Source organism: Aeromonas sp. LsrichE-8G (genome assembly GCF_022869435.1).
Classification (GTDB): domain Bacteria; phylum Pseudomonadota; class Gammaproteobacteria; order Enterobacterales; family Aeromonadaceae; genus Aeromonas; species Aeromonas caviae.
This window is the reverse complement of the sequence record NZ_JALIHH010000287.1, coordinates 1-21370: the sequence shown is the minus strand read 5'-3', so window position 1 is coordinate 21370 and position 21370 is coordinate 1. Positions and strand designations below refer to the sequence as shown.

Genomic DNA, 21370 nt, shown 5'->3' with positions numbered 1-21370 from the left:
GTTTCTGCCCATCAGGGGAGGGGATTAGCGCTGCTGTCTGGCGGCAATGGCCTGAGCCACCAGGGGGTCGACGAACTGGTGGATGTCACCTCCGTGCAGCGCCACCTCCTTCACCAGGGTGGAGGAGATGAAGGAGTTCTCCTCCGCCGGGGTAAGGAAGACGCTCTCCAGGGTGGGCATCAGGCGACGGTTCATGTTGGCGAGCTGGAACTCGTATTCGAAGTCGGAGACGGCGCGCAGGCCGCGGATCAGCACGTTGGCCTGCTGCTCCCTGGCAAAATCCACCAGCAGGCCGGAGAAGCCCACCACCTTGACGTTGGGCAGGTGAGCCGTCACCTGCCTGGCCAGCTGAACGCGCTCCTCGAGATCGAACAGCGGCCGTTTGCTCGGGCTGTTGGCCACCCCGACCACCACCTCGTCGAACAGTCTGGCGGCGCGGCCAATGAGATCGGTATGGCCGTTGGTGATGGGATCGAAGGTGCCGGGATAGATTACCTTGTTGGTCATGCTGCTGATTCCTGAAACCGGAAAACTGGTCGCATTATAGGGGCTGTTGCCGGTTTGTCGCGACCGGGATGGCGCGGATTTCTGGCGCTGATCGGCGGCCGGGGTCGCACAAATCGGGGCCCCGTGGCGTCTTCGCTTGAGAATCGCCCTGCATCAGGCAAGAATACCCGCATCGCGCATCAAGCCTCCTTCGCTGGTGACAGGGAGCATAGGGATTTTTTATGAAACGTATTCTGGTAGTCCGCAATGACAAGATTGGTGACTTCATGCTGGCGTGGCCGAGCTTTGCCATGCTCAAGCGCTCCATGGAGTGTCATGTGACTGCCCTGGTTCCCGCCTACACGGCGCCCCTGGCCCGCCTCTGCCCCTGGATCGACGAGATCATCCTGGATCCGGGTGCCCGGGCCGACAAGGAGCAGCAACGCGCCCTGCTGGCGCGCATCAAGGCGGCCGCCTTCGATGCCTCCATCTGCCTCTTCTCCAACACCCGCAATGCCAAGCTGGTGTGGAAGGCGCACATTCCCTACCGGCTGGCCCCCGCCACCAAGCTGGCCCAGGTACTCTACAACCAGCGCCTGGTGCAGCGCCGCTCCCGCTCCCATAAGCCGGAGTACGAATACAACCTGGATCTGGTGCGCCGCTTCCTCGCCGATCAGCATCAGACCGTGGTGGAGCCACAGGGCCCCTACCTCGACTTCGACCCCGAGAGCCTGCTGCAGGTGCGCGAGCAGGTTGCCGCCCGTCTCAGGCTCGACGCCAGCCGCCCCTGGCTGATGGTGCATGCGGGCAGCGGCGGCTCGGCCAACAACCTCTCCATCGAGCAGTACTCGCGCCTCATCATCAAGCTCAACCAGGCCTGTCCCGAGTTGCAGTGCGTGCTGACGGCAGGCCCGGGGGAGGAGGGGAAGGCGGAGCAGTTGGCGGCCGAATTGCTGGCCCATGGGGGCAACGGCTGGATCTATCGTTCCGACGAGGGGTTGCCGAAGTTCTGCCAGGTGATGGCCAACGCCGCCCTGTTCGTGGCGGGCAGCACTGGGCCCCTGCACATCGCCGCGGCCATGGACGTGCCGACCGTCGGTTTCTTCCCGGCACACCGTTCGGCGACGCCGCTGCGCTGGCGGCCGCTCAACGGCGAGGGGCGCCATCTGCCCTTCAGCCCGCCGGAAGACAGCGACCACCCGGAGGACATGAGCCAGCTCGATCCCAAGGCCATGGCGGCAGAGATCGCCCGCTGGGCGCCGCCCTTCTGGCGCGCCGAGCGCTGAGAGCGCACACAGAACATACAGACAGGGCCCCGCGGGGCCCTGTCTTGTAGGGGATGCGCCTTACTGGCAGGCCAGCCTACCGGACGTGGTCCCCGACAGCCCCCTTGACGGGCCTGCCCGGGCCCCGGGCAGGGGAAACCTGTCGGTATAAGCCGGAGTCGGGTCATGTTGCCAATATCCATGCATTCGGCTTATAGCGGCCAGTTTTCGTCCGTGGCGCCCGGGTTTGCGCCGTGAGCGGCCCCGCGAGGGCTGCGCCGATCCCTGGCCATGGGGTTTGCCCCTCGTCCCGCTGGAACAAGGGGTGAGTCATGAATGAGATCTGTGGGGCGATGCCCTATTTCGGCTGCTGGGGCTGCTGGCGAACCCAGAGATCGGCGTATTTGACGAAGGTGGAGTGAGCGGAGAGGATGGCCAGCAGCAGGCCCTGCTTGCCGTCGAGGAAACCGGCCTTGAGCAGGTACATCTTGAGGAAGCAGCCGACGGCGTGGACCAGCCCCTGGCCGAGGGATCCCTTCTTGCCGCGGGCGGTGCGCTGATCGGCCCATGCGCGGGCATAGCCGGCGGATTTGACCAGGTAGTGTTCCAGATCCCGGTAGGTGTAGTGGAGGAGGTCGCCCTGCAGGTTGACGATCTTCATGTTGGCGCGCACCTCCACCTTCTCGTGTACCAGCGCTTCGTTGTAGCCGGTCAGCGCCTTGGGGTAGAGGCGCAGCACCCGATCCGGGTACCAGCCGCTGTGGCGGATGAAGCGGCCGAACACCCAGGAGAGGCGCGGGATGGAGTAGATGGTGTCGCTGGCCGGGTTGGCCATGACCCCCTGGATGGCTTCCCTGAGTTCCGGGGTGAGCCGCTCGTCCGCGTCCAGCCACAGCACCCACTCCGACTGGACATGGGACTGGGCGAGGCGGCGCTGACGGCCGAAACCGGGCCAGGTGGTGTTGACGAAGAAGCGGGCGCCAAATTCGGCGGCGATGGCCGGGGTGTCATCCTGACTGCCGGAGTCGAGAATGACGATTTCATCCGCCAGGCCTTCGAGGGAGGCGAGGCAGGCACGGAGGTTGTCGGCTTCGTTCTTGACGATCAGGACGGCCGCCAGGGTCGGTTTTTTCACAGGCAAGGGACTCTTGTTGGTGCCCGGCGGGCGGGTCATGCTCGGATTGGCGCCCATTCTAGCCTAAAACCCCGCGCGGGGCATGACCCGAGGGCCCGGTGTGCCCGCTTTTGAATGCGGGGGAAGGGGGATCTCTGCTACCCGGCAGTCGGTGGCCCAGGGCACGCCGTGTCCGGGTGGAAGAGGGCCTCAGGAGGGATGCGCGGGGGAGCAGATCCTGCCAGGTAGGCGTTTTGCGGGAGCAGACGGGTATCTTCTGTTATTTCTTCGGCCTTTCTTGGGGCATAATCTCGCCCAGTAACGATCAACAGCCGGGCCAGTCCCGAGAGAAGACGCGCGATGAAGATATTGGTGATCGGCCCCTCCTGGGTCGGCGACATGGTGATGTCCCAGAGCCTCTACAAGGCGCTCAAGAGCAACCACCCGGGCAGCGAGCTCCATGTGATGGCGCCGGCCTGGTGCGTTGCGCTGCTGGAGCGCATGCCCGAGGTGGACAAGGCCATCCCCATGCCGCTTGGCCACGGTGACTTCAAGCTGGGGGCACGCCGCCGCCTTGGCAAGCAGTTGGCCGCCGAGCAGTACGATCAGGCCATCATCCAGCCCAACTCCATGAAGTCGGCCCTCATCCCCTGGTTTGCCAGGATCCCGGTGCGCACCGGCTGGAAGGGGGAGCACCGCTTCGGTCTGCTCAACGACATGCGCAGCAACAAGCAGGCCTTCCCGCTGATGGTGGAAGGCTATGTGGCTCTGGCCTACCCCAAGGGGCAGATGAAGAGCCGGGACGACATTCCCGCTATTCCCCATCCCTCCCTGCACGTTGATCTCATCAACCAGGGCAAGGCGCTGGAGCGGCTCGGCCTGAATCGTGCCCGCCCTGTGCTGGTACTCTGTCCGGGGGCCGAGTTCGGCCCGGCCAAACGCTGGCCGGAAGGGCACTACGCCGTGGTGGCGCAAAAGCACCTCGACGAGGGATGGCAGGTATGGATCTTCGGCTCGGGCAAGGACGTGGACGTGGCCAACACCATCCGCGATCGGATCAACCCCCTGTCGCGCCCCAACTGCCACGTGCTGGCGGGCAAGACCAGCCTGCACGAGGCGATCGACCTGATGGCGCTGGCCGGTCGGGTCATCGCCAACGACTCGGGCCTGATGCACGTGGCGGCCGCCCTCAACCGGCCGCTGATCGGCGTCTACGGTTCCACCTCGCCCCTCTATACCCCACCGCTGGCGGACAGGGTCGAGATCGTCCACACCGACATCGAATGCCGCCCCTGCTTCAAGCGCACCTGCAAGTTCGGCCACCTCAAGTGCCTGATCGAACTGATGCCGGAACAGGTCATCGAGGCGGGAAATCGGCTGGAGCGTGGGGAAACGGCAGATCTGACCATAGTGCGGCAGCCGGTGGAATCCTCCGCTGCTGAACCAGGTAATAGCTAGCATGATCTACCGGTTGCTCTACAACCTGCTGATCCACTTGGGGTTGCCCCTGGCGCTGCTGGCGCTCTACAAGCCCAAAAAAGGCAAGCCCGGCTTCGGGGCGCGCTGGGCCGAGCATCTGGGACGATTGCCGCCGACCGGACAGGAGGCCCCCCTCTGGATCCATGCGGTGAGCGTGGGGGAGACCCTGGCTATCACCCCCTTCATCCGCGCCCTCAAGGCCGAGCGCCCCGAGCTGCCCATCCTGCTCACCACCACCACCCGCACCGGCGCCGAACAGGCGGCCAAGCTCGGGGATCTGGTAGTGCACCGCTATGCGCCTCTCGACTATCCCTGGGCCGTCTCGGCGTTTCTGAGCACCGTCAAGCCCCGCGCCCTCTGGGTGATGGAGACAGAGCTGTGGCCGAACTGGCTGGCGGCCTGCGAGGCACGGCACCTGCCAGTGACCATCCTCAATGCCCGCCTCTCGGAGCGATCCTGTCAGCGCTATGGTCGCTTCCAGGGTGCCTTCGATGCCCTGAGCCGCCCGCTGACCCACCTGCTGTGCCAGCATCAGGACGATGCGGATCGCTTCCATCGACTGGGGATAGGGCGCAATCAGCTGGCGGTGACCGGCTCCATCAAGTTCGACATCCAGTTTGGCGACGAGGTGCAGGCCAGGGGCCGTGCCCTGCGCCAGCAACTGGGGGAGGCACGACCTGTCTGGATCGCCGCCAGTACCCACCAGGGGGAAGACGAGCAGGTGCTGGCCGCCTTCGATCGGGTGCTCAAGGCCCATCCCTCCGCCCTGCTGATCCTGGTGCCGCGCCATCCCGAGCGTTTCGATCGGGTGGCCGAGCTGTGCGCCCCCTACGGTTGCGTGCGGCGTACGGCGGGCAGTGCGGTCGGCGAGAGGGACAAGATCTACCTGGGTGACACCATGGGCGAGCTGCCGCTGATGCTGGCGGCGGCGGATCTCGCTTTTGTCGGTGGCAGCCTGGTGCCCGTGGGCGGTCACAACCTGCTGGAACCGGCGGCGCTGGGCAAACCCTGCCTGACCGGCCCCGTCTATTTCAACTTCAGCGACATCACCCGCCAGCTGGTGGCCCAGGGGGGCGCGGCCGTGGTGGCGGATGCCGAGGCGCTCGGTGACAAGGTGAGCGCCTTGCTCGGCGATGCCCCTGCTCGCCGCGAGATGGGGGAGCAGGCCCGCGCCGTGGTGCTGCGCAACCAGGGGGCGCTGGCGCGCACCCTCTCCCATTGCCTCGCCAGCCTGGAAAGTGACGACTGAGGCGGGGCGGCGTGGTGGCCGCCCCGCCAGCATGTCTGCCAAACCCCGGGAGACAATCCGCGTCCCTTTCCTTTATGCTCTGCCCTTTGCCCCTGACCCTGTGATGCTCCGATGAACCGCGCTCCCCTGCTGTTGATGATACTGGTCACCCTGCTGGCCGCCGCTGGCTGGCTCTTCTCGAAAGAGGCGATTCGCGAACTGCCCACCGCCGCCTTTATCGGCAGCCGCTTCCTGTTGGCCGCCCTGCTGCTCTTGCCGCTCGCCTGGTTGCGCGAGCCGCCCCCCAGTGGCTCACAACTGCTGCGTGCCGCCGGGTGTGGCACCTTGCTCGGGGCCAGCCTGCTGTTCTGGGTTACCGCCATCAGCCAGAGCGATGCCCTCGGCAGTGGCGCCTTCATCATGAGCGTGGCCACCCTGATGGCGCCGCTCGCCGCCTGGGCCGCCTTCAAGGCCAGACCCGGCCGTCACTACTGGCTGACTCTGCCCGTGGCCGTCGCGGGTCTGCTGCTGCTCTCCAGCAGCACCCACTGGGGCGTGTCGCTCTCCCTGTTCTGGTTTCTGGCGGCGGCCGCCACCCTGGGGGTTCAGCTCGCGGTGCACCGCCACTTCGCCCAGTCCATTCCCCCTACCTGGCTCACCTGCATCCAGCTGGCGGTGACCGGACTGCTCGGCACCCTGCTCTCCCTGCTGACCGAGCAGTGGCCCGCCAGCATCGGCACTGGTATCTGGGGCTGGTTTGCGGCCAGCGTCCTGATCGCCACCACATTGCGTTACTGGCTGCTCACCCACGCCCTGAGCCGGATGACCACGGCCCACGCCGCCCTGCTGATGTTGCTCGAACCGGTCTGGACCCTGATCTTAAGCACCCTCTTCTATGACGAACCGCTGGGCCCCGCCAAGCTGGCCGGCGCCGGCCTGGTGCTGGGCGCTCTGGTGCTCTACCAGCTTCCCTTGCTGCTGCGCAGCCGAAGGCTGAAGTCACCGGTCTAGCCTGCGCGGGTGGGGGATGCATAGAAAAGAAGGAGAGGGTCTGCATGGCAGACCCTCTTTGCGTGATGGTACATGTCGGGCTCCCTTTGCTCGAGGCTGCCATCAGTCAGGCGGCTGAGCGCTGCGGGAAAAGAGCATAAAAAAGCCCCCGGGTGGCGGGGGCTGGTGCATCGATGAGGGAGATCACTCGATGTTCTGGATCTGAATATAGATTGAAATTAATAAATCATTAAAAATCATATAAATGAGTGGTTTTGTTTGTTGCGTTAAAGTGTGTTTGATACCGTTTGTGATACCACTTGCGTTCTATTACAGGTTGAAGCAGCAGCTCAATAGACTAAGAGCCGGCAGACCCATCCAGATCAGGATGGAAGGGAACTATGGTTCCGTCGGCCAAGACCTCCCTGTACTCGTCCTGCTTAAACGCGGGATCTTCTACAGGTTTGCAATAAAGCACTCGGTACGCATCACCCACCTCTGCTTTGAGCAGGCGGGTTAGTTGCAGGCCGCGTGCGTGAAAGGCAGCCCAATCCCAGCGGTCGGGATCAAGAGCATGGTCGTTGTACATTGTTCGATTGAATTCGAGCGCCCAAGGGGAAAACTGCCTCCAGAGTTCCTCCGAAATTGGGTCATCTTCGCAGTATCCATCGCCCTCGCACATGCAGTCGTTCACGTAACCTGGTTCATCTGGTGACTCTTTGAGCCACAGGAACGGTGCCCCTCCGTAGTCCACCATCACTGTAAGGACAGGAACAAAAGCTGGCTGATCGGTCATCATATGGTCTCCTTGGCATCACGTGGCAACAGGCTGGTGTTTGCGCCGTACAATGCCTGGTAGTTGTCTATCCCTGCCACCACTGATATGGTCTGTTTACCAAGGGCAATGCTTGCAATTGGGGTTCCGGTGGCGGGTCGGCCGGTTCGTAGTTCCAGTAGCGTAATCCTGTCAGCGTCCTCGACCCGTCCTCTTTCCTAACCTGCTCTACCGACCCCATCCACCAGCACTATTTAAATGACCCCCCGCACAATCCCGGTGTTATGCCATGGTCCCATCCAGGTCACTCTGGCAAGATAACTATCAGTTTTGACTGATTCTGGCCAGTCCATGCACTTCGCCTGTTTACCAATGGCTACGGCATTTTTGCCGGCAGCACCCTGTAGCAGGCTGAACTGCGCTTTGACTCATCCGCCGCCCCTGGGTCAGGGATATGAAGTGGCATCAGGATCAAACCCAGACCCTAGAGCCAAGCGGCCATATTCGCCTGCGCTTCCCCTACGCCGACCAGAGCGAGCTGGTGCGCTTTAGCGGCGAGCTCGAGGTGCTATCGTCCCTTGAGCTTCACCAGAGCGTGAATACCACCACGACGGCGGGACTAAAAAACACGAGACATCTGTGCCAGTGGGCCAGCCTGTGAGTGAGTGAAATAATGGGCAGCAAGGATAGAAAGGTGCCGACATGGAAGAGCTAAAAGATCCCATCCTGTTTTCATGCCTCAATCCGCAGGCCGCTATCTTCTGGGCCAAAAGCAGCGATAAGCAGGGTCACCCCTTGCTGGCTCATATGCTGGATGTGGCTGCGGTGGCCGAGTCGATCCTCGAGCTCGAACCCGTCACCACTCATCAACATTTGGCCAAGCAATTTGGCCTGGCGGCTGAGACGGCCCCCCGCTGGTTGGCGGCGCTGGCCGGGTTGCATGACGTGGGCAAGGCGATCCCGGGGTTTCAGGCCAAATGGCCCCTGGGGCTGGCGCTTGCGAAGGCGCAAGGGCTGACATTTGCCGATGCATCGCTGCGCAGTGATCGGCATGACTGGGCGACGACCGCCATTCTGGAAGAGTGGCTACCGGCGCGAACCGGCACCGATTTTTGCTGGTGTCAGCAAGTGTCTGAGGCGGTTGGCGCTCACCATGGCTATCCGCTCAAGCAGAAGGAAATTGAAAAGGGATTGCCTGCTCGTGAAGACCCCGTCTGGCCACAAGCCAGGCAGGCATTGCTCGATGCTTACTGGGCCGTGCTCTCTCCTCCGGGAGTGATCACGGCCGACACGCTGACCCTGCCCGCCATCAATTGGCTGGCAGGGCTGACTTCTATTTCCGACTGGATCGGCTCTAACCTCGAGTGGTTTCCCCTCGGTATTCGTCACGACGATCTCAGGCAACACTACCTCCATGCCAAAAGACTGGCTCATGAGGCGCTGACAGCGATCGGCTGGCGTTCCTTTTCACCTTTGCTCGCAGAACCCGTCCCACTTGATAGGCAACTTGGCCAAATGTTGGCTGCCGATAAGCCTGTCATACCACGAGCCCTGCAGAGCCAGGGTATAGAGCTGTTACAAGCGAGCCAAGGGCCCGCTTTGCTGCTGGTGGAGGCCCCCATGGGGGAGGGCAAGACAGAGCTCGCCTTTATGGCGCATCTGCACTTGCAGCGTACGAATGGCCATCGCGGCTTCTATCTGGCCTTGCCAACCCAGGCCACCGGCAATGCACTGTTTGCCCGTGCTCGCCAGTTTATGGATGCTTTTGTACACGGTTCGGCGCCCGATCTGCAACTGATCCACGGTGGCGCCGTTCGTCAGGAGATGATGGCCGCGCTCAAGGACGTGTGGGGTGAAGATGGCAAGCAGAGTGAGGGAGTAGAAGCCGCCCGCTGGTTCTCCCGTCGCAAGCGACCGCTGATCGCTCCCTATGGAGTGGGCACCATCGATCAGGCGCTCTTCTCTGTGCTGAATGTCAAACATCACTTCGTGCGGCTCTGGGGGCTGGCCAATCGAGTGGTGGTGCTCGATGAGGTACATGCCTACGACACCTATACCGAAGGGCTGATTGAAGCGCTGCTGCGCTGGCTAAAAGGCCTGGGCTGCTCAGTTATCCTGATGAGTGCCACTCTGCCAACAAAGCGTCGTGATGGTTTGCTCAAGGCATGGCGAGTTGACCCTGCAATGCTGCCAGAGCTTGCCTATCCGCGGTTGGTGCTTGCCGATGACAGGGGCCTCGACTGGGATGACCAGATAGAAAGCCGAATGATGGAGCCCGTCCGGTTGGCCGGATGCGGTACTACACCCGAGGAGTTGCTTTGTGTAGCACTTGAGGCCCTGACCCACGGAGGTTGCGGCGCCATCATCGTCAATACGGTCGAGCGAGCGCAACAGCTATATAGCCTGCTCAAGGCCAAAGCGCCGGAAGATCTCACCCTGCAGATTTTTCATGCCCGTTTCCCGTCCGATGAACGGGCACAGCGAGAAGCTGCCGTGCTCTCCACCTTTGGAAAAGAGGGGAAGCGTCCGGTTCGGGCTCTGTTGGTGGCAACCCAAGTTGTCGAGCAATCTTTGGACATTGATTTTGACTTTCTAATTAGCGATCTCGCCCCAGTCGATCTGCTATTGCAGCGGGTGGGGCGCTTGCATCGCCATCAGCGCCCCCATCGCCCCGAGCTTCATCGTCAGCCGGTGTTGACGGTAGCCGGACTCATACCCGGTGAATTACCCGATTTGGCGACCACCCGTTGGCGCTTTGTCTACGATCCCTACCTGCTCGCCATGACCTGGGTACGGCTCCTCGGCGAAACCAGCTTGCAACTGCCCCAGGATATCGATCGGCTGGTGCAGGCCGTATATGGCGATGGAGAGTTACCCGATTCGGTGAGTGAGGCGCTACGCCAATATATCGAGGAATACAGCTACGCCACTTATCTGGCTGCAGAGCAACACCAGCGGCAGCTGGCCCGCAATATTGTTATCAGGGCCGATGCGGACCTTGGTACTTATTCGAACAAACCCAGAGGCTACGAAGAGGGGGAGGGCGAGGACAAAGGCTTAATTAACTGCACCCGGCTGGGCAAACCCAGCGTCACCGTGATTCCGCTCTTTGTCTCTGACAAGGGGGTGGCCTTGACGCATGATGCTGAGCCCTTCGCGCTCGATGCACCGCTTTCAACTGAACTGGCCTGCCAACTCTGCGCCCGCCAGCTCAACCTCTCCAATCAAGCCCTGGTTAAGGCCATCAAGCAGCAACCCGACGTGCAAGCCTTTGATCAGAGCCCGCTGCTTCGCTACAGCTACCCGCTGTTGCTCGATAGCGACGGCAGGGCGCAACTGGATGGCAGGCTGGTGGTTTGGCTCGATGGGGAGTTGGGGCTTATCTACCGGAACAGGGAATAACCAAAGGAGTGACAATGACAATGCGTTTTAATCTGCTCGACGAGCCCTGGTTGCCGGTCAGGATGCTCAGCGGCGAGGTCAGGGAGCTGGGCCTGCTGGCCCTCTTTGAGCAGGCATCGCAGATAGTGGCCTTGGCCGAGACGGCGCCGCCATCTTTGATGGCCCAGTATCGCCTGCTGCTGGCCATCACCCACAGGGCCTTAAGCGCACAGACCCCAGAGTGGGGGCAGCGAGACCTGCGCAACTGGTTTACCCAGGGGCTCCCTACTGAGGCCATGACCACCTATCTGGAAAAGTGGCGCGATCGCTTCTGGCTGTTTCACCCCGAGCATCCCTTTATGCAGGTGGCCGACTTGGCCACGGCGGCCGAAACCGGTGAAAAGTTCAAACCCTGGACCCAGATCGATCTGGCCAGCGTCAGCGGAAATGCCCCCGTGGTGTTCAACCACTCGGTGGACACTGCGCCGGGAGCCATTTCGCCGCTTCATGCCATTCGGACCCTGCTCGGCTTTTTGCAGTGTACGCCGGGTGGTCTGGTTAAGGTGTTTCGTGATGCCGACAAGGCGGGCCCGCTGGCGAATACGGCGGCCGCCTTGCCACTGGGTGAGTCCCTGGCGCAGACTCTTATCCTGAGCCTGCATCCCGCCTCGCCTGACCATGAAGACTTGCCGAGCTGGGAGCGGCCCGCGCTCACCGTCGCCGATCTCAAGGCCGCGCCCCTACTCGCCTCTGGGCCCAATGATCGCTATACCCGTCAGACCCGGGCTGTGCTGTTTCAACGAGAAGATGATGGCGCTATCCGCTGGCTGCGCTTTGCCGCCGGGCAGGGGTTGGAAGAGGATCCCCACGCCCCCGATCCCATGGTCAACTTCCGGGAAGGCAGCATGGGACCTGTGCGCCTCACCTTCAGTGAAGGGCGAGCCCTCTGGCGCGACCTGCCGGCGTTGCTGCCTGATGGGGGCGATAAAAAGTCGGCTCCGGCAGCGATCCTCGACAGCGCCACCCGCTTAAACAAATCGCTGGGCAAAAAACACCTTCGCCTGCTGGTGGCCGGGCTGGCCAGCGATAAAGCCAAGTTGCTGCGCTGGCGCGTAGAACACTTGGCGTTGCCATTGGCCCTTCTTGAGCAACCCGAGATAACTCGAACGGCCCGAGATATGTTGGAGATGGCCGAGACCCTGTTTGCCTCGCTCAAAGGGGTTGCCGTCCAACTGATTGCCGATACCTTGCCAGACAGCCAGCAGAAAGATACCCGCAGCCGGGCTCGAGCCCTGTTTGATGCTGGTCCCGCTGCACCGCTCTTCTTTGCCCGCGCCGAGCGCGCCCTGATGACCACCCTGGCGCAGCTTGAACAAGACCCCGATGTCGCCGAGCGGCAGTGGCAGCAGGTATTGAAAGAGGCCGCCCTGGCGGCGTGGGAGACCCTGCTGGCCAGCCAGGGAGGCGGCGCTCGCCTCTGGCGTGCCAATGCCAAGGCGCAGCCCCGCTTGTGGTCTGCCATCCGGGAGCAACTGACAGCCCTTAACGAAACAGGAGAGCTTCAATGAGTGATCAGCCTTTTGTCGACCATCTGCAGCGATTGTCACAAAGCAACCGCGGGGCTTTGGCCGAGCTGCGCCGCAGTCTCACCTTTGCCCCCGGCACGGCGCCCCGCGTCTTTCCCTACGTTGAGCCCTTTATCGCAGCCGATGAGCATCCCGACTCGGCTCGTCGCCAGTCCCACTACCTGGTGGCCGGGCTTTTTGCGCTCCATCCAAAGCACAGTGAGATGACCCTAGCCAAGGCGATGGGCGTTCTCTATCGCAAGCAGGAGCAGAGCCCATCCATCGAGGGACGCTTTATCGCCCTGCTCGAGAGCGATGGCGAGACCCTGGCCGAGCCACTGCGCCACTGCGTGACTCTGCTCAGGTCCCATGAGCTGGCCATCGATTATCAGCGCCTGCTCTGGGATCTCGCCGACTGGCTTAACCCCACTCGTCCCGAGGCGCTCGACAAGTTGCGTCGCCGTTGGGCTAGTGACTTTTACCGAGTCGCGGCCACTGCCGATTCAAACGATTAAATCTTTCAAGGAGAGAAACCATGACCCTGTTTGTTGAACTGCATCTGATCCAGAATTTTGCCCCCTCCAACCTCAACCGTGACGATACCGGGGCGCCCAAGGATGCCCTCTTCGGTGGCCAGCGCCGCGCGCGTGTCAGTAGCCAGTGTTTCAAGCGCGCCGTTCGCCTCTATAGCCGTGACCAGCAACTGATCCCGGCCGAGTATCGGGCGCTGCGTACCAAGAAGTTGCAGGCTCTGTTGCTGGAAAGACTGGCCGGGCGTGATCAGGAAGAGGCGGCAGGCAAGATTGAAGTGGCCCTCGCTGCCGCGGGGCTCAAGCTCAAGGACGATGGCAAGACCGAATATCTGCTGTTTTTGGGTGAGCGCGAGATTGCCGGTTTTGCCGCACTGATTGAAGCGCACTGGGACGCCCTGATCATCCCGGCTGTGGGTGAGAAAAAGGGGAAAAAAGAGAGCAAGGCCGCCATCCCGACCGAGTTGGCCAAGCAGGCCAAGGCGCTGCTCGATGGAGGCAAGGCGGTGGATGTCGCCCTCTTTGGCCGTATGCTGGCCGACCTGCCTCAGGTCAATCAGGATGCCGCCTGCCAGGTGGCCCATGCCATCAGCACTCACAGGGTGGAGCGTGACTTTGACTACTTCACCGCAGTGGATGATGTAGGTGGTCCCGATGAGACCGGTGCCGGCATGATTGGTCAGGTCGAGTTCAACTCTGCCACCTTCTATCGCTACGCGGCGCTCGATGTCAGCAAGTTGCTTAACAACCTGCAAGAGGACAAGGAGCTTACCGCCTCTGCCATCGAGGCCCTGATCCAGGCCATGGTGCGCGCCATCCCGACCGGCAAACAGAACAGCTTTGCCGCTCACAACCTGCCCGAGTTTATCGGGGTGAGTTTGCGTAAAAGCCCCCTCAACCTGGCCAACGCCTTCGAGCGCCCCATCCAGCCGCGCCATGACAAGAGCCTGACCGAACAGTCGGTGGCGGCGCTCGCTGACTACGAGCGCAAGCTCGCCCCCGTCTATGGGGATGCCGGCGATCGCTGGGCCCATATCGACCTCACCGGCAAGTGGCAGCTCGACAACAGCCTGTCCCGCAGCTCGGTCAGCGATCTGGCCGCCTGGGTACGCGATGCCGTCGAGACCCTGTGGGAGGAGTAAGATGCCGACACTGCTACTGCGGCTTCAGGGGCCCCTGCAATCTTGGGGCACCACCAGCCGCTTCGATGAACGCGATACCCAGCTAGAGCCCTCCAAGTCGGGGGTGCTGGGACTGGTCTGCGCCGCTCTGGGACGGGATAGGTGCGAGCCGGTCGACGATCTCGCCGCCCTCATCATGGGCGTGCGAGTAGACAGGGAAGGGGTGGTGCTGCGCGACTATCAGACCGCCACCGGCATCCTGAATGCGGCCGGTAAGGTCGACATGAATCGCACCGTGGTCAGCCCCCGCTACTACCTGAGTGATGCCGCCTTTCTGGTTGGCTTCGAGGGGGAGGCCACCCTGTTGGCGTGTATTCACCAGGCGCTGCGCCACCCCCATTGGCCCCTGAGCCTGGGCCGAAAAGGGTGTCTGCCTTCACCGCCGGTTTACCTGCCAGATGGCTTGCATGAGAGCGATCTCCTGACTGCCTTGCGCAACTATCCCGAGTTGAGCAAAGGGGCAGGGCGTCAGGTACGCCGTCTGCTGCTCGAGGCCAGTGAAGGGGCGGTGCGTCTCGACCAACCCATTGCCCCCTTTGCCGAGCGCCGCTTCGGGCCGCGTTTTGTTACCACCCAGCCCTTGGATCCGCAGGAGGCGCCATGTTCCTGAGCAAACTGATCCTCAACCCCAAAAGCCGGGAGGCGCGTCGGGATCTGGCCAATCCTTATGACCTGCATCGCACTCTGGCCCGGGCCTTCGCGCCCGATGAGCAGACGGCGCCAGAGCGATTCTTGTGGCGCCTCGAGCCCACGGCCAACTGGCAACAGCCACAGCTGTTGGTGCAGTCGCAAACCGCGGGTAACTGGGGGCCGCTGCGCGATCTTCCTTATTACCTGCAAGGAGAGGTGCAAGAGAAGCACTTTGCCCCCGAGCAGTGGCTCGAACCTGAAGGCTCCTATCGCTTTCGCCTGCAGGCCAATCCGACCGTGACCCGGGATGGCAAGCGCCGGGGCCTGTGTCACGAACAAGATCAGCTGGCCTGGCTCGCCCGCCAGGGTGAGCGCCACGGTTTTACCCTGCTACAGGGGGTGGTCAGCGGCTCGACCATGCAGCAGGGACGTAAGGGCGATAGTCGCCTGAGCGTACTGACGGCCACCTTCGAGGGTTATTTAAGGGTGAACGACACCCACGCCCTGTTGGCGGCGCTGCAAGGTGGGATTGGCCCGGCCAAGTCTCTGGGTTGTGGTCTGCTCTCACTGGGTAAAGCCTGATGTTGCCGCCCCTCAAGCCGCTGCCCATCAAGGACCGCCGGGCCATGCTGTTTCTCAAATATGGCCAGCTCGATGTGATCGACGGCGCCTTTGTGCTGGTAGATAAAGAGGGAGTACGCACTCACATCCCCATCGGCACCGTCGCCTGTTTGATGCTCGAACCTGGCACCCGGGTCTCGCACGCCGCCGTCAAGCTGGCGGCCACGGCGGGGACCCTGCTGGTCTGGGTGGGAGAGGCCGGGGTACGCCTCTATGCAGCAGGCCAGCCGGGCGGGGCTCGCTCCGACCGGCTGCTCTATCAGGCCAAGCTGGCCCTCGATGACGATTTGCGTCTCAAGGTGGTGCGCAAGATGTTTGAGCTGCGCTTTGGTGAGCCGCCCCCCAGCCGCCGCTCGGTAGATCAACTGCGCGGCATCGAAGGGGCACGGGTGCGGGAGACCTACAAGCTATTGGCCGCCCGCTATGGGGTGAAGTGGCAGGGGCGGCGCTACGACCCAAAGGATTGGGACAAGGGAGACTTGCCCAATCAATGTATCAGCGCCGCTACCTCCTGCCTCTATGGCATCACGGAGGCAGCTATCCTGGCGGCAGGGTATGCCCCCGCCATCGGCTTTATCCATAGCGGCAAGCCGCTCTCGTTTGTCTATGACATCGCCGACATTATCAAGTTTGAGACAGTGGTGCCCCAGGCTTTCGAGATTGCCGCAAGGGGGGATGCCAACCCGGATCGGGCCGTGCGCCTGGCTTGCCGTGACAGCTTCAACAAGCAGCGCACCCTGGAGAAACTCATCCCGCTTATCGAGGAGGTGCTCTCGGCCGGGGGCATCACCCCGCCAGACGCCCCTGCAGATGCCCAGCCGCCCGCCATCCCCGAACCCGTCGGCATGGGGGATGCCGGTCACAGGAGTCAGTGATGAGCATGCTGGTGGTGATCACCGAGGATGTGCCGCCGCGCCTGCGCGGCCGGCTCGCGGTCTGGTTACTCGAGGTGCGTGCCGGTGTCTATGTGGGAGAGGTGTCGCGCCGGGTGCGAGAGATGATCTGGCAGCAGTGCGAGGCTTTGGTGGAGCAGGGCAATATCGTGATGGCCTGGCCCGCTAATAACGATTCTGGTTTTGACTTTCAAACCCTGGGGACCAATCGCAGGGTGCCGGTGGACCTCGATGGTTGCCGATTGGTCTCTTTTCTACCCATTGAAAATCAATAGCTTAGCGTTCATTAACAATCTGGACTAGTCGGTGGCTTTTTCATGGTTGGAAAAAACCATAAAAATCAATAGCATATGTTAAGTCTGTTCCCCGCGTCCGCGGGGATGAACCGACGGAGAGACCGCATACCGATACCACCAGCTCCTGTTCCCCGCGTCCGCGGGGATGAACCGTTGTGCGCCATAGCCGAGACGCTGAGCGGTCGCTGTTCCCCGCGTCCGCGGGGATGAACCGATTATGGCCCGCTGCGTGCGCGTCAGCTCTTCCTGTTCCCCGCGTCCGCGGGGATGAACCTGGGGGGAGGTGATTCCTGCCCAGCATGCAGTCCTGTTCCCCGCGTCCGCGGGGATGAACCGCCCCCTTGATGATCGCCGTACATTGGCTGATTCTGTTCCCCGCGTCCGCGGGGATGAACCGGAGCGCCGCCGCGCTGCCGTGGTGATGGAGAACTGTTCCCCGCGTCCGCGGGGATGAACCGCAGCTCTTCGGGAGGCTCTCCGGTTTTCAGTGCTGTTCCCCGCGTCCGCGGGGATGAACCGCCAAGCGCCTTCCAGGCTGGAGTTGCCGGAGTCTGTTCCCCGCGTCCGCGGGGATGAACCGCGCAAACAGCGGGCCTTTGCCATAGGCGTTAACTGTTCCCCGCGTCCGCGGGGATGAACCGCCAGTGGGGTGCAGGATGAACTGCTGGCGGGACTGTTCCCCGCGTCCGCGGGGATGAACCGCGCCGTGCTGTGCGTCGCAATCTGTGGGGAATCTGTTCCCCGCGTCCGCGGGGATGAACCGGCATCCAGATCGAGCCGCAGCCCCGCTCGGTCCTGTTCCCCGCGTCCGCGGGGATGAACCGCGGCTGGAGTTTATCAAGGGCCGCCGCGTCTACTGTTCCCCGCGTCCGCGGGGATGAACCGACCTGAATCGTCTTGAGGAATGTCGTCATACTCTGTTCCCCGCGTCCGCGGGGATGAACCGCAATACCAAGGGGGCGCTATGGCAGATTTAGACTGTTCCCCGCGTCCGCGGGGATGAACCGTCAGGGCAGAATCTTGGTCGTACTGGAAAATTCTGTTCCCCGCGTCCGCGGGGATGAACCGATGTCCATCGCCAGCTCGGGCAGATGACGCTGCTGTTCCCCGCGTCCGCGGGGATGAACCGTCCTTGATCCAGTTCATCACGGTAGTGACCAGCTGTTCCCCGCGTCCGCGGGGATGAACCGGACGTGATCCGCTCGGCCATTTACGACAGCGGCTGTTCCCCGCGTCCGCGGGGATGAACCGATCTGGAGGCCCTGGATCATGACTGAAACGATCTGTTCCCCGCGTCCGCGGGGATGAACCGATCGCCCATTTCACTCTGTACACGGTCAATCTCTGTTCCCCGCGTCCGCGGGGATGAACCGAGTAACCGTCCCATCTTCTTCGGCCTCGGTAACTGTTCCCCGCGTCCGCGGGGATGAACCGAACTCGCCCCTGCGTTCGACATACCCAACGCCCTGTTCCCCGCGTCCGCGGGGATGAACCGCTGGTCTATCTCGGCCTTGATGGCCGGGGTGACTGTTCCCCGCGTCCGCGGGGATGAACCGGTTATCGAGACGGCCCCACCTAGACGGGTTGCCTGTTCCCCGCGTCCGCGGGGATGAACCGATCTCCTACGAAGGGCGGCGCGGCTGCCCTGACTGTTCCCCGCGTCCGCGGGGATGAACCGGAGATCGAGTGGTGCAGCCGGGAGCGGGATCGCTGTTCCCCGCGTCCGCGGGGATGAACCGGTCGCCATCGGCAGCTTTGAGAGCCTGCTGACCTGTTCCCCGCGTCCGCGGGGATGAACCGGCAGCAGCAAGCGCGGCCCTGGCTGGCGATATCTGTTCCCCGCGTCCGCGGGGATGAACCGCTCTTTGAAACGCCTGGCTTTAGAGTGAATCTCTGTTCCCCGCGTCCGCGGGGATGAACCGTCCATTACCTTGTCACCGAATTTGGAAAGGTACTGTTCCCCGCGTCCGCGGGGATGAATCGTTTGACGGCCGAATTGGTAACGCCTGTAATGGCTGTTCCCCGCGTCCGCGGGGATGAACCGCTCGTTGGCACTTACTCCACTATCGGGGCTCTCTGTTCCCCGCGTCCGCGGGGATGAACCGATGAACAACTTCACAGCGCTGATGTCGTATGACTGTCTGTTCCCCGCGTCCGCGGGGATGAACCGGATGCTGACTCCCTCGCTGACTGTTATCGAAACTGTTCCCCGCGTCCGCGGGGATGAACCGATGGCGAATAGCACCCGCAAATGCAAAAAATGCTGTTCCCCGCGTCCGCGGGGATGAACCGCATGATTGCCGTGTCGCCTTCGGTGCCGTCGCCTGTTCCCCGCGTCCGCGGGGATGAACCGAGTAAAACTGATCTGAAGCGTGTCTTGCCACACTGTTCCCCGCGTCCGCGGGGATGAACCGATGGAATGGCATAGGCGCGGCAATGAGGCCGACTGTTCCCCGCGTCCGCGGGGATGAACCGGTGGTTGACATCCTCGTCTATGGCCGCGCCGTCTGTTCCCCGCGTCCGCGGGGATGAACCGTGCAGTCTACGCTCTGCATTTTCGGGAGCTACCTGTTCCCCGCGTCCGCGGGGATGAACCGGCCTGCAGGTGGAGAAGATTATCGAGGTGGCTCTGTTCCCCGCGTCCGTGCGGGGATGAACCGGCATCAGACCGGATAGAGGTGGTGCTGGACGCCTGTTCCCCGCGTCCGCGGGGATGAACCGATTGTCGTCAGTACCAACGGTATGCCCAGGTTCTGTTCCCCGCGTCCGCGGGGATGAACCGACGGCTGACTATGTTGACCTGCTGCCAACCAACTGTTCCCCGCGTCCGCGGGGATGAACCGTGTTACCGATTTATTCGGGTTTGATCCTGAATCTGTTCCCCGCGTCCGCGGGGATGAACCGGTTCATTATATCGGAGTCGCTCGACGTTACGGCTGTTCCCCGCGTCCGCGGGGATGAACCGCGATACCGCCGCGAGGACTATCAAGCAATCGACTGTTCCCCGCGTCCGCGGGGATGAACCGATAGCAGCCAACAGCTCAACGCTGCATATTCCGGCCGATCATGAACACCAATTCCGATTCAACGTGAACACCATTTCCGGACCAATGTGAACGCTCATTCCGGTTCAACCTGAACACTTTGCCCCTCCTTTCCGGAAACAGTGTTCAACATCCCGGAATCACTGTTCACATTCACCGGAATCATCCTTAACGCATTGATTTAAAAACCTTTGATACGCTCTCCCTTTTGCCAGGGAAGAGCCTATGTCTGCCAAGAGGATTGCAATGCGTAAAATTCGTGAAGTGCTGCGACTGCGGCTGGAAGCTGACCTCTCTGTTCGCCAAATCAGTATCTGTACCAAGGTCAGTGTCGGCTCCATCCAGAAACTCCTCAAAAGTGCCCAGGCGCTCGGCCTTACTTGGCCCTTACCTACCGAGCTTGATGATGGCCGACTGGCTGCCCTGTTCTATCCGCAGGCCGATACCACCATCTCGGCCCGCCATGTTGTGCCGGATTGGCCCTCTGTCCATCAGGAGCTCAAGCGCAAGGGGGTCTCCAAACAGCTGCTCTGGGAGGAGTACACCCAGCGCTATCCCAATAGCTGTTACAGCTACTCCCAGTTCTGTGACCGTTACAAGTCCTGGTGTCAGTTGCAAAAGCGCTCCATGCGCCAGATCCACAAGGCGGGGGAAAAGCTCTTTATCGACTACTGCGGGCCCACGGTGCCCATCGCCTCGCCCTCCACGGGTGAGGTCCGTCAGGCACAAGTCTTTGTCGCCGTGCTCGGTGCGTCCAACTACACCTTTGCCGAGGCCACCTGGTCCCAGTCACTGCCGGACTGGCTGCAAAGCCATGTCCGTGCCTTTGAGTTTTTCGGCGGGACACCGGTACTGCTGATCCCCGACAACCTCAAGAGCGGTGTCAGCAAGGCTTGCCGATACGATCCCGAGCTCAACCCCAGCTACCAGCAGTTGGCCGAGCACTATCAGGTGGCGGTGATGCCAGCTCGCCCTTACAAGCCTAAGGACAAAGCCAAGGCCGAGGTGGGTGTGCAGATCGTCGAGCGCTGGATCCTGGCTCGCCTACGCCATCAGACCTTCTTCTCGCTTGCCGAGCTAAACCAGTGCATCCGGGCTTTGTTGAATGAGCTCAACGAGCGCCCGTTCAAGCAGCTGCCCGGTAACCGACGCGAGGCGTTTGAGCAGTTGGACCGCCCGGCACTGGGGTCACTACCGGTGCATCCCTATCGCTATGTCGCCATCAAAACGGTCAAGGTCAACATCGACTATCACGTCAGCTATGAGCAGCACCATTACTCGGTGCCGCACCAGTATGTGGGTCAGCAACTGGAGCTCCATGCGGGCGATACCCTGCTTCAGGTCTATCACCAGCAACAGCTGGTCGCGAGCCATCCGCGTAAAACCATCCCGGGGATGAGCACACTCCCTGAGCACATGCCGGAACGTCACAGCAAGCAGCAACGCTGGACGCCAGGGCGTCTTAAGCAGTGGGCTGCCGACATCGGACCGGGCACCTTGTGCTGGGTTAGCGAACGGCTGGCAGAGAAAGCCCATGCCGAGCAGGCATACCGACTCTGCCTGGGACTGCTGAGTCTTAGCCGGGAGTATCCGCCATCACGAGTCGAAGCCTGTTGCCAGCTGGCCAACCGGGAAGGACTGGTGCGGCTCAAGCAGCTCAAGTCGGTGCTGACCAGTGGCCGCGACCAACTGTCCGCAAGTCCGCTCAGTTATCCAGAACTGCCGCAAGAGCACGAGAACATCCGCGGCCCCCAGAGCTTCCACTAAAGAGGATACGTCCCATGACCCAACAAACGCTGACCCGCTTGAGACACCTGAAACTGACCGGCATGGCGGATGCCGTGCAACAACAACTGGAACAGGCAAGTACCTACGAAGGGCTGCCCTTCATC

General features: G+C 62.2%; 17 protein-coding genes, 1 pseudogene and 1 CRISPR repeat array. Of the genes and pseudogenes, 15 read left to right on the top strand and 3 right to left on the bottom strand.

The genetic code is table 11. From position 1 onward, the window contains the following. Positions 1–24: 24 nt before the first annotated feature. Positions 25–507: a pantetheine-phosphate adenylyltransferase gene (gene coaD, locus MUW49_RS21420; RefSeq protein WP_010676110.1), complete on the bottom strand. Its 483-nt coding sequence runs from the start codon at positions 505–507 to the stop codon at positions 25–27. Between the two features lie 221 nt (positions 508–728). On the opposite strand from coaD, the gene MUW49_RS21415 reads away from it, so the two are divergent. After that, on the top strand, positions 729–1772 hold the full coding sequence (locus MUW49_RS21415) for a glycosyltransferase family 9 protein (protein ID WP_052816523.1): 1044 nt from the start codon (positions 729–731) through the stop codon (positions 1770–1772). A gap of 337 nt (positions 1773–2109) precedes the next feature. Here MUW49_RS21415 and MUW49_RS21410 read toward each other — a convergent pair whose 3' ends face one another. Then, entirely contained in the window at positions 2110–2886 is a 777-nt protein-coding gene (locus MUW49_RS21410; protein WP_010676108.1) for a glycosyltransferase family 2 protein, read from the bottom strand. A 339-nt stretch (positions 2887–3225) separates the two neighbouring features. Here MUW49_RS21410 and waaF point away from each other — a divergent pair, with 339 nt between their 5' ends. The 3 genes from waaF (at position 3226) to MUW49_RS21395 (ending at position 6583) form a co-directional block, all read left to right on the top strand. Continuing rightward, entirely contained in the window at positions 3226–4323 is a 1098-nt protein-coding gene (gene waaF / locus MUW49_RS21405; protein ID WP_010676107.1) for a lipopolysaccharide heptosyltransferase II, read from the top strand. A gap of 1 nt (position 4324) precedes the next feature. After that, on the top strand, positions 4325–5593 hold the full coding sequence (waaA, locus tag MUW49_RS21400; RefSeq protein ID WP_052816522.1) for a lipid IV(A) 3-deoxy-D-manno-octulosonic acid transferase: 1269 nt from the start codon (positions 4325–4327) through the stop codon (positions 5591–5593). Between the two features lie 111 nt (positions 5594–5704). Beyond that, positions 5705–6583 (top strand): DMT family transporter, encoded by an 879-nt coding sequence (locus MUW49_RS21395; protein WP_049636086.1) that lies wholly within the window; start codon positions 5705–5707, stop codon positions 6581–6583. A 337-nt stretch (positions 6584–6920) separates the two neighbouring features. Here the strand turns inward: MUW49_RS21395 and MUW49_RS21390 are convergent, their stop codons facing one another. Further along, positions 6921–7361, bottom strand: a complete 441-nt coding sequence (locus MUW49_RS21390; protein ID WP_052816521.1) for a hypothetical protein — start codon at positions 7359–7361, stop codon at positions 6921–6923. A gap of 430 nt (positions 7362–7791) precedes the next feature. Here MUW49_RS21390 and MUW49_RS21385 point away from each other — a divergent pair, with 430 nt between their 5' ends. The 11 genes and pseudogenes from MUW49_RS21385 to MUW49_RS21335 form a co-directional block, all read left to right on the top strand. Further along, positions 7792–7998 carry a hypothetical protein gene (locus MUW49_RS21385; protein ID WP_052816520.1) on the top strand — a complete coding sequence of 69 codons (207 nt, stop codon included), beginning with the start codon at positions 7792–7794 and terminating at the stop codon, positions 7996–7998. A 41-nt stretch (positions 7999–8039) separates the two neighbouring features. After that, positions 8040–10739, top strand: a complete 2700-nt coding sequence (cas3, locus tag MUW49_RS21380) for a CRISPR-associated helicase Cas3' (RefSeq protein ID WP_244813214.1) — start codon at positions 8040–8042, stop codon at positions 10737–10739. 14 nt (positions 10740–10753) lie between these two features. After that, positions 10754–12286: a type I-E CRISPR-associated protein Cse1/CasA gene (gene casA / locus MUW49_RS21375; RefSeq protein ID WP_043153336.1), complete on the top strand. Its 1533-nt coding sequence runs from the start codon at positions 10754–10756 to the stop codon at positions 12284–12286. Further along, positions 12283–12798: a type I-E CRISPR-associated protein Cse2/CasB gene (casB, locus tag MUW49_RS21370; protein ID WP_043153340.1), complete on the top strand. Its 516-nt coding sequence runs from the start codon at positions 12283–12285 to the stop codon at positions 12796–12798. The genes casA and casB overlap by 4 nt, the downstream gene beginning before the upstream one ends. A gap of 20 nt (positions 12799–12818) precedes the next feature. Next, positions 12819–13955 (top strand): type I-E CRISPR-associated protein Cas7/Cse4/CasC, encoded by a 1137-nt coding sequence (gene cas7e / locus MUW49_RS21365; RefSeq protein ID WP_052816518.1) that lies wholly within the window; start codon positions 12819–12821, stop codon positions 13953–13955. A gap of 1 nt (position 13956) precedes the next feature. Continuing rightward, positions 13957–14604, top strand: a complete 648-nt coding sequence (cas5e, locus tag MUW49_RS21360; protein ID WP_052816517.1) for a type I-E CRISPR-associated protein Cas5/CasD — start codon at positions 13957–13959, stop codon at positions 14602–14604. Continuing rightward, entirely contained in the window at positions 14595–15206 is a 612-nt protein-coding gene (gene cas6e / locus MUW49_RS21355; RefSeq protein ID WP_052816516.1) for a type I-E CRISPR-associated protein Cas6/Cse3/CasE, read from the top strand. Before cas5e ends, cas6e begins: the two co-directional genes overlap by 10 nt. Then, complete coding sequence (cas1e, locus tag MUW49_RS21350; protein WP_052816515.1) at positions 15206–16120, top strand: type I-E CRISPR-associated endonuclease Cas1e; 915 nt, start codon at positions 15206–15208, stop codon at positions 16118–16120. Before cas6e ends, cas1e begins: the two co-directional genes overlap by 1 nt. Further along, on the top strand, positions 16120–16413 hold the full coding sequence (gene cas2e, locus MUW49_RS21345) for a type I-E CRISPR-associated endoribonuclease Cas2e (RefSeq protein WP_043153355.1): 294 nt from the start codon (positions 16120–16122) through the stop codon (positions 16411–16413). Before cas1e ends, cas2e begins: the two co-directional genes overlap by 1 nt. Positions 16414–16497: 84 nt before the next feature. Further along, a CRISPR array of direct repeats spans positions 16498–19460; the repeat unit is 29 nt; unit sequence CTGTTCCCCGCGTCCGCGGGGATGAACCG. Positions 19461–19703: 243 nt separating this feature from the next. Continuing rightward, positions 19704–21245: an IS21-like element ISAs29 family transposase gene (gene istA, locus MUW49_RS21340; protein ID WP_010673729.1), complete on the top strand. Its 1542-nt coding sequence runs from the start codon at positions 19704–19706 to the stop codon at positions 21243–21245. A gap of 14 nt (positions 21246–21259) precedes the next feature. After that, a pseudogene (locus MUW49_RS21335) lies at positions 21260–21370 on the top strand (ATP-binding protein); the annotation flags it as partial.